The organism is Bacillus cereus group sp. MYBK14-1 (assembly GCF_051916885.1).
GTDB lineage: Bacteria > Bacillota > Bacilli > Bacillales > Bacillaceae_G > Bacillus_A > Bacillus_A cereus.
In genome coordinates this window covers 480,733-495,624 of the sequence record NZ_JBQAHM010000003.1, presented here as the reverse complement: position 1 = coordinate 495,624, position 14,892 = coordinate 480,733, and the positions used below count along the sequence as shown (strand labels likewise).

Below are 14,892 nucleotides of genomic sequence, written 5' to 3'. Positions count from 1 at the left end.
CTTCTAAAGCAGAAGGAGCTTTATTTTGATAGAAAATGATTCGCGGTAACATAAAAGAGTCCACCGTTAATAATTTGCACTGTAATACGTGGTTCATACTGTTCTTGCAGAGCTTGTTTTTCAATTTCATAGCTCTCAGGAAGTTCGTCACTTTCTTCATAAAAACGGTTTAAAAGGTCTAAATCATGATTCCAACGCACTCTTGCTTCTTTTGCCCACGTATGGTCATCTTCTGCAATTATATTTTTTAAAGCGTCTTCTATGCGTTGTAAACCACTTTGAGGTTTAATGATGGGCGAGAGCGTAAAACAAAAATCAGGTATTTTTGGTGTAAGTTTAATGTTTGTTAATGTTTCATGAAAGTTTGCCATCATTGTTCCAGAAATGAGATGAATACCAATCGAGTGAAGGATGTCTTTTTTTCGATCACATTGATAGGAAACTTTTATATTAATACCGAGCCAAGGGTGGAGCGGTGTATGTGTTGCCCCATTATGTCTTACATCCTCATATAAACGTATGTATGAGCCTAATTCTTTTGTCGTTTGGAAAATTTGATGTAGACGTGGTGAACCGTAGTGAATAAGCTCACCATCATTTTCTTCATTTTCTGGATTTGTAATAAGAGTAAGGCGCATCGGATTCGGTACGCCTCCTGTTTTCTCAAGATAGTGCCAATAAAAAGGGCGATTCATTAATAATTTATCCATCTCAATTGTTAATTGTACATCTAATAAATGAGGAGAACGTTCTAAAATCTCACAGTTATTCGCCTCAAAGAAATTGTATAAGTAATTATGAATTTCATGTTGCTGCATAGCCCTGCACCTCAGCTTCATTTCGTTTCGCAAAGTCGATAATAGATGTTAAGTTTTCCATCTTAATTCTAATTTCACCTTCGCTTTTTGATTGCGCAAATATTTCTTGAATGTGCGCGTCGATGTTTTTCATATTAATTCTCGTTAAAATTTCATCCAGTTCACCGATAACACGCTCAAATAAATTGATTTTTTCATATAACAATTTCAAAATATGTTCTTCAACAGTGTGTTTTGTAGCTAAGTTATAAATATGAACATCATTCTTTTGACCGAGACGGTGAATACGCCCGATTCTTTGTTCAAGACGCATTGGATTCCATGGCAAATCATAATTGATCATATGGCTACAAAACTGTAAGTTAATCCCTTCACCACCAGCTTCAGTTGCAATTAATACTTGTGCGTGGTTTTGGAAAAGCTCCTTCATCCAATCTTTCTTCCCGCGTTTAAACCCGCCGCGGAATGGAACGGAAGAAATACCGTGTTGTTGTAAAAACCATTGTAAGTACATTTGTGACGCTCGATATTCTGTGAAGATAACGACTTTATCGTCAATTTCTTTTATAAGCTCAAGAGCTTTATTTGCTTTTGAGTTGAAAGGAATATGATTAATTTTGTCCATTAGCACATCGATATGTGGATCTTTTATATAATGTTCGTTTTCTTTCTGTCTTTTTTCTACATGCTTTTTCAATGAATAGTAAACAGCCTCACGACTACTACATGCTTCCCGTTTTAACGTTAACGATGAGAAAGCAGATGTGAAGGCGTCTTGTCCTCGCCAATTTTCGATATCATTATATAGAGCTTGTTCTTGTTCATTAAACTCAACAAAAATTGTACGTACATGTCTCTTCGGCCAATCGATACCGGTATTATGTCGTCTATTTCGCACCATTACTTTATTAATGAGAGCTTTTAAGTCTTCATCTGATTCGGCTGAACGATTTTTGGAAGCGTAATATTCTTCAAAGTTGGATTGATTGCCTAAATGTCCTGGTTTTAATAAAGAAACAAGGTTAAAAATTTCATCAATCTTATTTTGAACAGGAGTAGCGGTTAGTAATAAACAAAACTTCTTTTTTAATCGTTGTGCAAATTCATAGTTTTTTGTTTTATTATTTTTCAGTTTATGTGCTTCATCGATAATAATAAGGTCATATTCTAAGTTCAACACGATATCGCGATGTGGTGAACGTTTCGCAGTATCAATTGATGATACGATTACGTCAGCTTGTTCCCACGAGTAGCTTTTCTTTTGTGCTACAGCGGGAATGAAAAACTTTGTATTCAGCTCGTATGCCCATTGTGATACGAGAGAAGCTGGGACAAGTATAAGTACCTTTTTCACAAGCCCGCGGACCATGTATTCTTTCAAAATAAGTCCAGCTTCGATTGTTTTTCCAAGACCTACTTCATCTGCTAGAATCGCTTTACCATTCATTTGTTCAATTACATTTTGAGCGACTTCTAATTGATGCGGAAGCGGTGTGAAATGGGATAAATGTTTCGGTGCTTGTAGTCCATCAAAAGTAGGAACAAGTAACGATTTTTCTGTTTCATAAGCTAAGTGATATAAATCCCAGTTTGTCCAAGGACCATCTTCATCAATTCTATTTAAAAAATTGTTTTGCCACGTCCGATCTACGGAAATATCGACATTCATTACGACTCTCCCACCTTTTATAAACTAAAGTAATTATTTTTTAATGTATGATGATTTGCCTTAAAAGAAGGCATAATTATCGTTATTAAAGGCTATATGATAGACAATAATAAAGTATTAAGTCTCAAAAGCTGTATTTATTGTGTTTTAACATAAAAAATTCTAAATTATTTTTTATGCTAGAATATTGATGAAATATAGCGAATGATGTTAGGATAATGGTGTGAAATGTGTGGAATCTTTCGTATTTTATCCAAGAAAGTGATTTTTTATTTACGCTTTCATAAAAAAATATAATGAGATTCCGTATATCCTATCTTTTCAGAATGAAAATGTTTAGAAAAGGGAAGCAACTTTTATTGATTTGTCAAAGCATAAGGGGGAGAGAGCATGATTACATTACAACGTACACCGTTATTTGATGTATACGCGAAGTATGGTGGGAAAACAATCGACTTCGGTGGTTGGGAATTACCAGTTCAATTTTCAAGCATTAAAGAAGAACACGAAGCTGTACGTACAGCTGCAGGTTTGTTCGATGTGTCTCATATGGGAGAAGTTGAAGTAAAAGGTGTAGATAGTTTAGCATTTTTACAACGTGTTGTTACAAATGACGTATCTACCTTAAAGGTAGGGGGCGCACAATATACAGCTATGTGCTACGAAAATGGTGGTACAGTAGATGATTTATTAATCTACAAACGTGGTGAAGAAGACTATTTATTAGTAATCAATGCATCAAATATCGAGAAAGATTACGAATGGTTAGCAAGTCATGTAATTGGCGATGCGACAGTAGTCAATGTTTCTAGTGAAGTTGCACAGCTTGCAATTCAAGGACCAAAAGCAGAAGGCATTTTACAAAAAGTTGTGTCAGAAGATTTGAAAGAAATTAAGTTCTTTAAATTTAAAAACGATATTCTTGTAGATGGAATTCCAGCACTTGTATCTCGTACAGGTTACACAGGTGAAGATGGATTCGAAATTTACTGTAAGAGTGAAGATGCTGCAAAACTTTGGGAGAAACTTCTTGAAGTTGGAGCAGAAGAGGGCTTAAAAGCATGTGGTTTAGGTGCTCGTGATACACTTCGATTCGAAGCAACATTACCACTTTATGGACAAGAATTATCAAAAGATATTACACCGATTGAGGCTGGAATTGGCTTTGCGGTAAAAACAAATAAAGAAGCAGACTTCTTTGGAAAAGCAACGTTAAAAGAGCAAAAAGAAAACGGTGCGCCTCGTAAATTAGTCGGCATCGAAGTAATCGAACGTGGAATTCCTCGTACGCATTACCCTGTATTTATTGGTGAAGAAAAAATTGGGGAAGTAACAAGTGGTACACAATCTCCAACGTTAAAGAAAAGCATTGGTTTAGCACTAATTGATGTAAAATACGCAGCAGTTGATACAGAAGTAGAAATTGAAATTCGTAATAAACGCGTCAAAGCAGTAGTTGTTCCAACACCATTTTACAAACGTTCAAAGTAACGGGGAGAGGGGTAGATTTCATGTTGCATCGTTATCTTCCAATGACAGAAGAAGACAAAAAAGAAATGTTACAAACGATCGGCGTTCAAACGATCGATGAATTATTCTCTGATATTCCAGAGAGTGTTCGTTTTAAAGGGGATTTAAAAATTAAAGAAGCAAAATCAGAGCCAGAGCTTTTAAAAGAGCTATCTCAAATGGCTAATAAAAATGCTAACTTAAAAGAATACGCTTCTTTCTTAGGAGCAGGCGTATACGATCATTATGCTCCAGTAATTGTAGATCATGTTATTTCTCGCTCAGAATTTTATACAGCTTATACACCATACCAACCGGAAATTTCACAAGGGGAATTACAAGCAATCTTTGAATTCCAAACAATGATTTGTGAATTAACAGGAATGGATGTAGCAAACTCTTCTATGTATGACGGGGGTACAGCTTTAGCTGAAGCGGCAATGTTAGCAGCTGGCCATACTCGCAAAAAGAAAATTCTTGTATCTAGCGCGGTTCATCCAGAATCAAGAGCAGTACTTGAAACGTATGCAAAAGGTCAAAATCTTGAAGTTGTTGAAATTAATCATAAAGATGGTGTAACAGATTTAGACGTATTACAAAGTGAAGTAGATGATACAGTTGCTTGTGTAATCGTTCAATATCCAAACTTCTTCGGACAAGTTGAAAAATTAGCTGATATTGAAAAAATCGTTCATCAACAAAAATCATTATTTATCGTTTCTTCAAATCCATTATCATTAGGCGCATTAACACCACCAGGGAAATTTGGTGCTGATATTGTAATCGGTGATGCACAACCATTCGGTATTCCAACGCAGTTTGGTGGACCGCACTGTGGTTACTTTGCAACAACGAAAGCATTTATGCGTAAAATTCCAGGACGTCTTGTTGGACAAACTGTAGATTCAGATGGTAAACGTGGATTTGTATTAACGTTACAAGCACGTGAACAGCATATTCGTCGTGATAAAGCGACATCTAACATTTGTTCAAACCAAGCGTTAAATGCATTAGCAGCTTCTGTTGCAATGACGGCACTTGGCAAACAAGGTGTGAAAGAAATGGCACGTCAAAACATTTCTAAAGCACAGTATGCAAAACGTCAATTTGAAGCGAAAGGCTTCACAGTAACATTTGCTGGACCATTCTTCAATGAGTTTGTTGTAGATTGCAAACGTCCAGTGAAAGAAGTAAACGATGCATTATTACAAAAGAATATTATCGGTGGTTACGATCTAGGCCGTGATTATAAAGAGCATGAAAACCATATGCTTGTAGCAGTAACTGAGCTTCGTACAAAAGAGGAAATTGACACACTTGTAAACGAAATGGGGGCTATCCAATGAAGAACCAAGACCAAGCACTTATCTTTGAAGTGAGTAAAGAAGGACGCATAGGATATAGCTTACCCAAATTAGATGTAGAAGAAGTGAAACTAGAAGATGTGTTTGAGAGCGATTATATTCGAGTAGAAGATGCAGAGCTACCAGAAGTATCTGAACTTGATATTATGCGCCACTATACAGCACTTTCAAACCGTAACCACGGTGTTGATTCTGGATTCTATCCACTTGGATCTTGTACGATGAAATATAATCCGAAAATTAATGAGAGTGTAGCTCGTTTCGCCGGATTTGCAAATATTCATCCACTGCAAGATGAAAAGACAGTACAAGGTGCAATGGAATTAATGTACGACTTACAAGAGCATTTAATTGAAATTACAGGTATGGATACTGTTACTTTACAACCAGCAGCTGGTGCACACGGAGAATGGACAGGTTTAATGTTAATTCGTGCATACCATGAAGCGAATGGTGACTTTAACCGTACGAAAGTAATTGTACCTGACTCTGCTCACGGAACGAACCCAGCATCTGCAACTGTAGCTGGTTTTGAAACAATTACAGTAAAATCAAATGAAAATGGCCTTGTTGACTTAGAAGACTTAAAACGTGTTGTAAACGAAGAAACAGCAGCACTTATGTTAACAAATCCTAATACATTAGGTCTATTCGAAGAAAATATTTTAGAAATGGCAGAAATCGTCCATAATGCAGGCGGTAAATTATACTATGATGGTGCAAACTTAAATGCGGTATTAAGCCAAGCACGCCCAGGAGATATGGGATTTGACGTTGTGCATTTAAACCTTCATAAAACATTTACAGGTCCTCACGGCGGTGGTGGCCCAGGTTCTGGTCCAGTAGGTGTGAAAGCTGATTTAATTCCGTACTTACCAAAACCGATTTTAGAGAAAACGGAAAGTGGTTATCACTTCAACTACGACCGCCCAGAAGCAATTGGTCGTGTGAAACCATTCTATGGTAACTTCGGAATTAACGTTCGTGCATACACGTATATTCGCTCTATGGGTCCAGATGGTTTGCGTGCAGTAACGGAGTATGCTGTATTAAATGCGAACTATATGATGAGAAGATTAGCGCCATTCTACGATCTTCCATTCGATAGACATTGTAAGCATGAATTTGTATTATCAGGTCGTCGTCAAAAGAAACTTGGTGTACGTACATTAGATATTGCAAAACGTCTGCTTGATTTTGGTTACCATCCACCAACAATTTACTTCCCATTAAATGTGGAAGAATGTATTATGATTGAGCCGACAGAAACAGAATCAAAAGAAACATTAGATGGTTTCATTGATAAGATGATTCAAATCGCTAAAGAAGTAGAAGAAAATCCAGAAGTTGTACAAGAAGCACCGCATACGACAGTCATTAAACGTTTAGACGAAACGATGGCTGCACGTAAACCAGTTTTACGTTATGCAAAGCCAGCTCCTGTACAAGTTTGATTAGAATAACAAAAGAAGAACTCGCTGAGGCGGGTTCTTTTTTTGTATGGATAATTTGTCCCGCATTAACGGACAGTAAACTCCCAACTCAAAACTTAGCTGGTGCAAAGAAGCCAGGTGGGAGATAAACTGTCCGTAAATGCCCGATTGGTTCAACTAATAATCAGTGGGGATGAACAAAAATCCCCACTGATTAAAGTTTCACTTTATGCAGAAATAGTGAAGAAAATGTTAAAAAAATATATTTTTTGTTTCCTAATGGTGTAAAGGTGTAGTTTTATAGGTAGTTTTGTTGAAAAAGTCGGTTTGATAAAAGTATTTATTTTTGTTAGAATTTTATTGAAATTAAGAAGATGTGATGAGGCAAAGATTACTCATTTTTATGTATATGTGAAAAAACGAACAAGACGGGGGTGAAAGTGTGGGATATCGATGTTATAGAATGGTATACCATTTAGAAAATGGAGAAACAATTAAAGATGTAAAAGAATTTTGCTATCGAGACCAAGGAAAAGTGTTAGAAAGAGTAGCAAATCGTGTAATGGATAATAGAGAAGTGACGGCGATTGATAAACAAGGAACAATCATTTCAATAGCATGTGAGGACATTGTAAAGGTAGAACTTGATTACATAACAGAAAGTTAACCTTGAGTCATATCGAATTATTCGATAAAATAAACTGTTGAATGGTGAAGTGAGAAGAGAGGAGTTTATCATGGGTAGTACAAGACACTTTTATATGTTTATCTTAGCGTTTGTTCTTGTTGTGGCATTAACGATTTACTTAATTGTTGACAGCAGCTGGTACAACACAGTTCATCCGGCATTCCTTCTGTTTATGTATATAGGAATTGCAGTAGTAAGTTTCGGAATGAGAGACGAGATGTTAGATCGCTTTGAAAAGTGATACATATACGAAAGACCAACAGGAAAATGTTGGTCTTTTTTTCTTGGGGAAATTTCAAAAAGGCACCTTCTTCAATAACGACAATACGAGAGCAGTAGTTTATAAAAAGAAACGCTATTTGGTACATCTTTTGGAGTATGTAATATAAAGCTGAAAACGATAACGAGAATAAGAAAGAGGAAAAATAAAAATAGAATTTGCTTATGTATAGAATTTTGCATATTATCCACTCCTTTTTTAGGTAGTATGTCCAAAAGAAAGGAGTGTATGAAAAATGTTAGGAGGGGAGAATGATGAACAAAAGAAAATGGTTATATAGAATAGGAATATTTTTATTTTCAATCGGTCTCATATTAGCAAATGTTTACTCGGATATACCACCGTTATTTCCAAGTTTACATAAAAGGGTTGGTATAAGTATTGCCATAGTTGGTCTGTTTTGTCTTATCACATCTAACTTCTACAGAAAGTCTGAATGAATATAAAAAAGGACAGTTACTCTTTTTCAGAAGTACTGTCCTTTTTTAATAACTTATTCCATAGTTTGGCGATACTCCATATAATGACGATTGCAATGGAGGCGATAATGGACCAAACAATTGATATAATTTCAAGTGTCATGTTAGGAAGGAATGTGAGAATGGATAATACTTTATGAAACAATGATTCTATTATATGAAAACTTATTTGTAATAGAATGACGATACCAAGTGTGATCCATGCTAATATTTTCTTTCCTTATTCTTTCCACATGACATTTACCTCACGTTAGCTTAATAGTTTTAAGCCAACAGCGCCGCATAGAATACAGCTTAAGAAAGCAAGACGACGCCAATCCGCTGATTCTCGGAAAATGAGAATGCCTAGAAGTGCACTTCCAGCAGTTCCGATTCCAGTCCAAATTGCGTAAGCAGTTCCCATCGGTAATGTGTTCATCGCAAGAGATAAGAAGAAGAAGCTTACGCCGAAGTTAGCGATTAAAATAACTTTTGGTGCCCAGCCTTTCTTTTCAGTGGCTACTTTCATAAAGAGTACACCAATAATTTCACAAATACCAGCTAGAATTAAAAATACCCAAGCCATTTTATGCGGCCTCCTTCGCTTCTTTTTCTTCTGTTACTCGTTTTAAACCAATTACTCCGAAGAAGATTAAACCGATTAATAAAACTTTTACGATAGAGAAAGGTTCTCCGAAGATGAAAATCTCTGTAAGAACGATTCCACCAGCTCCGATTCCTGTAAAGACTGCGTATACAGTGCCGACAGGTAAATCTTTATAAGCTCTAAATAATAAGACGAAACTAATTGTAATTAATAGAGCAACACCAGCCCATTCAAGTGGTGCCTCTGCTTTTTTTAGTCCAATCACCCAAAATATTTCAATAATACCAGCGATGATTACATAAATCCATGCCATATGTCATTTCTCCTTCCTACCAGTCGTTAGGTAAAGGGCTTAAAAACGACGCATTGCAAAGGAGCAATCCGTCAGTTTGAAAGTCCGCGCCAAAATACTTTCCAAGAAGCGTCTAAACGTGTCTCAAAACGATTTAAACCTGCGTATAATAGTTCAACCATAAGACCGTCGAGTAAGCATAGAAAAGCCTCTAAGGCGTCTTTTACTTCAATGTTATGCAGCTCATCTTGTTCGCTTGCTCTTTTAAATACAGGGAATAAAAGTTTTCCGACGTTTTCAATGTGTACATTTGCTTTATTAATAATTTGTTCGCGAAATTCATCAGGCGGAAAATAAGAAGTTCGTAACCAAAACATTGATTCTTCACTTTCACCAAATCGTTTTGCATACCCTTTTAATAATTTTAAAAGCAATTCTTCAGTGGACGAATTGGAAAAGCTTTCGATATCGCCTGTGAAGCTCTGCAAATCTTTTTGAAGAGCAGATTCTAAGCATATGAAATATAGCTCTTCTTTTCCTTTAAAGTGTGCGTAAATCGATGGTTTTTTAATCCCAACTTCTTGAGCAATATTTGCCAATGAAGTTCCTTCATAGCCGTAGCGTGCGAAATGAGAAAGTGCTACAGCTTTAATGCGGTTTGCTGTCATTTTCATCCCCTACCTACCGTTCGTTAGGTTCATTATATGAGATGGGAAATATAAAGTCAATAGGTGAAGAGCTGAGAAAGAGCGTTATAAGTAACGCTCTTTTTAGACAGTCTCTCGCTCAATTAAATGGAATGAAAGTTCTTTTGCACTGCCGACAATTTGCTCGCTTTGGATCTGCTTATGGAATAAAGAAAAAGCATGTGAGCCCATTGCGAGACCGGGATGTTCAATTGTGGAAATTTCTAATGCCTTTGAAATTTCATGATTATCAAATCCAAGGATAGCAAGGTCTTCAGGTACTCGAATACCATGTTTTCGAGCCTCTGTTAATAAACCAGCTGCAACTTGATCGTTCGCTGTGAAAATAGCAGTTGGACGATTTTTCATATTTAAAATACGATGGAGTATTTGTGCTCCGTCCTGCATTGTATAGCATTGGTGGAAAATCCATTCAGGATGCAACGTTTTCCCTTCGTTACGAAGTGTATCGGCGAACGCTTTTTCGCGCTCCATGGAATTTACACTTGTTTTTCTTGCTAAACAAATTCCGATTTTTTCATGGCCTCTACTTAGTAAATAGGCAGTACCAAGACGGAAACCTTCATAATGATCTACGTAGATGGATGAAATGAGGGGATGCTTCATTTTTTCACATGAAATAATAGGGGCAAATTTTGCAAAAGGTTCGATTTGTTCCCAAGAGCTCGTTCGGGAGCAAATAATCATCCCATCAAATTGTTTCATTTTCATCATTTCAAGAACACGAATTTCTTCAATGCTATCGTAATTCGTTTGACATAAATTAATATGATACCCAGCTAATAACGCTTCGTTTCCGATTCCTTCAATAATCGTACTGAAGTAGGGGAGGTTAATGAAAGGAAGCATAACGCCAATTGTATATGTTTTCCCTCTTATTAAATGGACAGCATTTATATTTTTTGCGTAGTTTAATTCTTCAACAGCATCTAGAACACGCTTACGCTTTTCTTCTTTTACGTAAGGGTGATTATTCAGGACACGAGAAACAGTTGATATCGATACACCAGCAGTTTTAGCAATTTGTTTTATATTGGCCATATGTATCACCTCTTTCCCTTATTATAAAGGGAAAATAATAAGAAAGAAAAAATCTTGACCTGAAAAGCTTTTCACAAACTATGGTATTAATAAGACTTCTTTTTATTCGCGTAACCTTTTCACTTGGGCGTAAGAATGATAGGGGTCTTTTTTGTTTGCAAAAAGTGTTGTCAAAATGTGTGAGAATAACGTGGAAAGTTTTCAAAGGTGGAGTTTGGTGACAAAGCGAATATGAAGAGAATATCAACGCTTCGTTCGTTAAGAGAGCGATATGAAAGGGCGGAAACAAATTGAAAAAAAGAATCATTTGTTTCGTGTTTTCTAGTTTCGTGCTTAGTTCGTGTTCGTTTCAGCAAACGATGCAAGAAGAAAAACACTTTGTGGGAACAACGGGAGGAGCTATGGATCGTGTTACGGATCCTATTCCGCTAAAGGAACTTCCAAAATATTTTCCGGTGAAGTTTAAAGTTCCAACGTTTTTACCGTACGATATTACAAGTGATGTGAAGGGGGAAGTAAGAACGCTTGGGAAAAAGAACACTGTCTTAACGATTAAATATAAACAGAAAGAACCAGGTAGAAATGAGTATATTGAGTTAAATGTCGCGAACTTTCCTTATAGTTTTCCGGATCTTGTGGAAGAGAAGCGATTTCAAGAACAAATGAAACTGAATAATGGAACGTCTGCTTATTTTAAAAATAAAGATGATTATGAACGTGGTGACGAATTTGCTACGCTTATATGGAAAGAGAAAGGAATTGAATATCAACTGCTGTATCGGAATGTAGAAGAGAACGATGAAAAGGTAATCAAGCAGAATTTATTATACATTGCGAATAAGATGAAATGAAAAAACTAGCTGATTTATTCAGCTAGTTTTTTGTATGTTATTATTTCTTTTTAATTTTGCCTGTCCAAGATTTAAATCCACCTTGTAATTGGTAGAAATCTTTGTAGCCTTGTTTTTTTAAGTATTGCGCTGCACGACCTGTACGGAATCCGCTTTGGCAATATAAGTAAACAGGTTGATCTTGACGAAGTTCTTTATGGCGAAGGCGAATTTGTGATAACGGAATGTTACGTGCACCTAAAATATGCCCTGCGTTATATTCGTCTGCTTCACGAATATCGATAAGCTGTGCTTTACGGTAGCCAGCGCGAAATTCTTCTTCTGTAAGAGTTTTAATTAATTTTTTCTGATAGAAGTACATCCATACAGTGTAGCCGATAAATGCTACGATTACGGCTAATAAAATAATCCAAGTTGTTGACACGATTCTATCGCTCCCTTTTTTCTTATCCTACTTTCAATATTATAATGCCCTTATGTATTTATGCAACAGATTCATTTGCATATAAGAAGAAATTTCGTATTCTTTCACAAATTTTGTCGAATTTGGTAGACTAGAGAATGTGAAAAATAATTGGTTATATGAGGTGCAGGATGGGAAAAGAAAAATGGTGTTATATTAACTCTGGTCAATGTTCACCGGCATTTAATATGGCGTTAGATGAATGTTTATTAAATTGGCAAAGTGAAAAGAAAATGCCACCAACAATTCGTTTTTATGAATGGGAAGTACCAACATTAACAGTTGGGTATTTTCAACGTGTTGAAAAAGATATTAATATGGATGTAGTTAACGAAAAGAAATATGGATTCGTTCGTCGTCAAACAGGCGGCAGGGGTGTACTACATGACAAAGAGTTAACGTATAGTGTTATTGTGTCTGAAGATCATCCGAATATGCCGAAAACAGTTACAGAAGCGTATCGTGTTATTTCGCAAGGTTTATTAGATGGTTTTAAGGCATTAGGGTTAGAAGCATATTATGCAGTTCCAAAAACAGAAGCAGATCGTGAAAATTTAAAAAATCCACGTTCCGGCGTATGTTTTGATGCACCATCTTGGTATGAAATTGTAGTGGAAGGACGAAAAATTGCTGGTAGTGCTCAAACGCGTCAAAAAGGTGTTATTCTACAGCATGGATCGATTCCATTAGAAATTGATTTAGATGAACTATATGATCTATTTTTATTCCCAAATGAACGTGTGAAGGAACGCATGAAGAGTATGTTCTCTTCTAAAGCAGTAGCAATTAATGAATTAACAGACCGTACATTTACGATAGAACAGTTAATTAAAGCGTTTGAAGTTGGCTTTGAAAAAGGATTGGATGTAGAACTTGTTCCATATGAATTAACAGAAGAACAGTTACATGAAGTTCAAACGTTAGCGAAAGAAAAGTATGAAAGTAATGAGTGGAATTATAAAAAATAAGAGATGGCAATTGCCATCTCTTATTTTTTTATAGTAAATTAAGTACTTTTTCTACTTTGATTCCTTTATCTTGTAAAGAACGAAGGCGACTTACAACGTCCATAATTTCTTTGTCAAATGTAACGCTAATACCTTGGCTTTGTAGTTCTTCTTTTAAGCTTTCAATAGAATCATCTATGTCGATGCCAAGCTCGTAATCTTGACAAACTTCAATTGTCTTTTTCACGAGTTTAACATAATTTTCTTGTAGTTTTGAATTTGTTTCAGTCAAAGCAGGCTGCTTCGGTTTTGCAGGAGCAACCGGTGCTGTCTCTTGTTTTGTAACTGGAGTAGGGACCGCTTTTTTCACAGGCGCTGGAGTAACTAGTTCTACAGCTGCTTCTACGCTTACTGGCTTCGGTGTCGGTACCGGAGTAGGCTTAGGTGCCATAGCAGGTGTTTCCACACGCGTAACAGGCTTAGGAGCAGGCGTAATTGCTTTTGGAGCTTCTACAACTACTTCCTTTTTCAGTGCTGCTTCTACCTGTGTTTCTTCTTGCTCGGCAGCTTCTTTATTTTCTTTACTCCACATAACGCGTTCAATTTCTAGAGAAACATTGTTTTTGTTCATCGCTGTTAATGTAACTTTACCAACTTCAGCGTTTCCAGTGAAATCAACAATTTTATAAATAACACTCTTGTTCCAATCCACGTTTCCGCTCAAAAATAATTCTTCGTTACATTTCGGCGTTAAGCCCTCGATTTTAATTTCTGCGTTTACACCGTTTTCACTATATACCATAATTAGCGAAGCATTTACATCTTCGTCTGCTAACATTAGTTCACGTACCATTTTGCCGGTGCGTACTTGCGTTTTCTTCTTAACTGACATCTAATTTCTCCTCTCAAAAATTCAGTAATAATAAAAAAATCGTATAACGAAAAATAATTGCTCACGAAGATTTATGATACCGATAATAAAAGCATCACGTCAACAATTAACTTTAATTATTTTGCATTTTTCTTATTTTCTTTATGAAATTTTTCAATTTGTAAAATTAGACAGAAGAAAAAACAGCCTTTTGAAGGGCTGTTAAAAATTTGATTTTTTATATAGTAATTTATATAAAATAAAAAATAAGATAGCAATTAAAGCATTTTGCCAAAAGTTTAGATGATAAATGAGATAAGGTTGCTTTTGGAAATAAATATTTAAGAATACAGCGGAACAAAATGGAGTAGCAAATGCGAATCCAAATAGAATTCTTCTTTTCCAATTCATTTTCTGATTAAAGGAGTAACGCTTTAATAAATATAAAATAAATAGTATACCTAGTATAATTATTGAAACAGACAAAGTAGTTCCAAGGATGCTAAAAGGCGGACTTGATAATGTATTGTTTTTTTCAAAGAAAAACATAAAAAATGAAATAATTGCATTTATGCCAAACTGTATAGCAAGAAGTAAGCTAATAGAAAATCCAATTAAAGAGGCTTTTTCTAACTTTGTTTGAGTTGGTAAAGCTGATATAAGTTCATCGCAATAAGATTGTAAATTATCTCCAAAGATGCCATAAGCGTTTTTATTTTCTGCTTGTGCTTCGATGAGGTGATCTAATATTTCTAGTAACAGTTCTTCCATTTGTTGCTCTGGCACGTTAGATAAACAAAGATAAACTAACATATCGCTATAAGCAACTTCATTTTCAGGTGTTAGAAGCTCACGTTTTTTATTATTCAATTCAATCATGTCTTGTGCATTCAT

The 14,892-nt window shown here is 35.8% G+C and carries 18 protein-coding genes; 8 read left to right on the top strand and 10 right to left on the bottom strand.

Annotated elements, in window-relative coordinates:
• Window positions 1-20 precede the first annotated feature (20 nt).
• Complete coding sequence (locus ACTFR3_RS12215) at window positions 21-818, bottom strand: YqhG family protein (RefSeq protein ID WP_001183964.1); 798 nt, start codon at window positions 816-818, stop codon at window positions 21-23.
• Window positions 805-2,487 carry a DEAD/DEAH box helicase gene (locus ACTFR3_RS12210; RefSeq protein WP_001100037.1) on the bottom strand — a complete coding sequence of 561 codons (1,683 nt, stop codon included), beginning with the start codon at window positions 2,485-2,487 and terminating at the stop codon, window positions 805-807. The genes ACTFR3_RS12215 and ACTFR3_RS12210 overlap by 14 nt, the downstream gene beginning before the upstream one ends.
• A gap of 390 nt (window positions 2,488-2,877) precedes the next feature.
• On the opposite strand from ACTFR3_RS12210, the gene gcvT reads away from it, so the two are divergent.
• The 6 genes from gcvT (at window position 2,878) to ACTFR3_RS12180 (ending at window position 8,201) form a co-directional block, all read left to right on the top strand.
• Window positions 2,878-3,978: a glycine cleavage system aminomethyltransferase GcvT gene (gene gcvT / locus ACTFR3_RS12205; protein WP_000631769.1), complete on the top strand. Its 1,101-nt coding sequence runs from the start codon at window positions 2,878-2,880 to the stop codon at window positions 3,976-3,978.
• Window positions 3,979-3,998: 20 nt separating this feature from the next.
• Window positions 3,999-5,342 (top strand): aminomethyl-transferring glycine dehydrogenase subunit 1, encoded by a 1,344-nt coding sequence (gene gcvPA, locus ACTFR3_RS12200; RefSeq protein ID WP_000903228.1) that lies wholly within the window; start codon window positions 3,999-4,001, stop codon window positions 5,340-5,342.
• Complete coding sequence (gene gcvPB / locus ACTFR3_RS12195; protein ID WP_000795703.1) at window positions 5,339-6,814, top strand: aminomethyl-transferring glycine dehydrogenase subunit 2; 1,476 nt, start codon at window positions 5,339-5,341, stop codon at window positions 6,812-6,814. The genes gcvPA and gcvPB overlap by 4 nt, the downstream gene beginning before the upstream one ends.
• 442 nt (window positions 6,815-7,256) lie before the next feature.
• On the top strand, window positions 7,257-7,460 hold the full coding sequence (locus ACTFR3_RS12190; protein WP_000262496.1) for a DUF3929 family protein: 204 nt from the start codon (window positions 7,257-7,259) through the stop codon (window positions 7,458-7,460).
• A gap of 70 nt (window positions 7,461-7,530) precedes the next feature.
• Window positions 7,531-7,722 (top strand): hypothetical protein, encoded by a 192-nt coding sequence (locus ACTFR3_RS12185; protein WP_000535933.1) that lies wholly within the window; start codon window positions 7,531-7,533, stop codon window positions 7,720-7,722.
• 290 nt (window positions 7,723-8,012) lie between these two features.
• Window positions 8,013-8,201 carry a hypothetical protein gene (locus ACTFR3_RS12180; protein ID WP_002164431.1) on the top strand — a complete coding sequence of 63 codons (189 nt, stop codon included), beginning with the start codon at window positions 8,013-8,015 and terminating at the stop codon, window positions 8,199-8,201.
• A 16-nt stretch (window positions 8,202-8,217) separates the two neighbouring features.
• Here ACTFR3_RS12180 and ACTFR3_RS12175 read toward each other — a convergent pair whose 3' ends face one another.
• From ACTFR3_RS12175 to ACTFR3_RS12155, 5 genes are all read right to left on the bottom strand, one after another.
• Window positions 8,218-8,451, bottom strand: coding sequence for a DUF3975 family protein (locus tag ACTFR3_RS12175; RefSeq protein WP_440044460.1), 234 nt, complete (start codon window positions 8,449-8,451; stop codon window positions 8,218-8,220).
• A 39-nt stretch (window positions 8,452-8,490) separates the two neighbouring features.
• Complete coding sequence (locus ACTFR3_RS12170) at window positions 8,491-8,805, bottom strand: DMT family transporter (RefSeq protein WP_000312623.1); 315 nt, start codon at window positions 8,803-8,805, stop codon at window positions 8,491-8,493.
• Between the two features lies 1 nt (window position 8,806).
• The gene (locus ACTFR3_RS12165; protein WP_000312339.1) at window positions 8,807-9,139 is read right to left on the bottom strand and encodes a DMT family transporter; all 333 of its coding nucleotides are present in this window, start codon (window positions 9,137-9,139) and stop codon (window positions 8,807-8,809) included.
• Window positions 9,140-9,210: 71 nt separating this feature from the next.
• A complete protein-coding gene (locus ACTFR3_RS12160) occupies window positions 9,211-9,792 on the bottom strand; it encodes a TetR/AcrR family transcriptional regulator (RefSeq protein ID WP_440044443.1) in 582 nt (193 codons plus the stop codon).
• Window positions 9,793-9,888: 96 nt separating this feature from the next.
• Window positions 9,889-10,866, bottom strand: coding sequence for a LacI family DNA-binding transcriptional regulator (locus ACTFR3_RS12155; protein WP_001273985.1), 978 nt, complete (start codon window positions 10,864-10,866; stop codon window positions 9,889-9,891).
• Between the two features lie 314 nt (window positions 10,867-11,180).
• On the opposite strand from ACTFR3_RS12155, the gene ACTFR3_RS12150 reads away from it, so the two are divergent.
• Window positions 11,181-11,717: a hypothetical protein gene (locus ACTFR3_RS12150; RefSeq protein ID WP_033666640.1), complete on the top strand. Its 537-nt coding sequence runs from the start codon at window positions 11,181-11,183 to the stop codon at window positions 11,715-11,717.
• A gap of 40 nt (window positions 11,718-11,757) precedes the next feature.
• Here ACTFR3_RS12150 and ACTFR3_RS12145 read toward each other — a convergent pair whose 3' ends face one another.
• The gene (locus ACTFR3_RS12145) at window positions 11,758-12,141 is read right to left on the bottom strand and encodes a rhodanese-like domain-containing protein (RefSeq protein WP_000108653.1); all 384 of its coding nucleotides are present in this window, start codon (window positions 12,139-12,141) and stop codon (window positions 11,758-11,760) included.
• A 170-nt stretch (window positions 12,142-12,311) separates the two neighbouring features.
• Between ACTFR3_RS12145 and ACTFR3_RS12140 the strand changes: the two genes are divergently transcribed.
• On the top strand, window positions 12,312-13,148 hold the full coding sequence (locus tag ACTFR3_RS12140; RefSeq protein WP_000514081.1) for a lipoate--protein ligase family protein: 837 nt from the start codon (window positions 12,312-12,314) through the stop codon (window positions 13,146-13,148).
• 28 nt (window positions 13,149-13,176) lie between these two features.
• On the opposite strand, the gene ACTFR3_RS12135 is transcribed toward ACTFR3_RS12140, so the two are convergent.
• Both ACTFR3_RS12135 and ACTFR3_RS12130 read right to left on the bottom strand, forming a co-directional pair.
• Window positions 13,177-14,019 (bottom strand): hypothetical protein, encoded by an 843-nt coding sequence (locus ACTFR3_RS12135; protein WP_440044442.1) that lies wholly within the window; start codon window positions 14,017-14,019, stop codon window positions 13,177-13,179.
• A 201-nt stretch (window positions 14,020-14,220) separates the two neighbouring features.
• Window positions 14,221-14,892: a DUF1129 family protein gene (locus ACTFR3_RS12130; RefSeq protein WP_440044441.1), complete on the bottom strand. Its 672-nt coding sequence runs from the start codon at window positions 14,890-14,892 to the stop codon at window positions 14,221-14,223.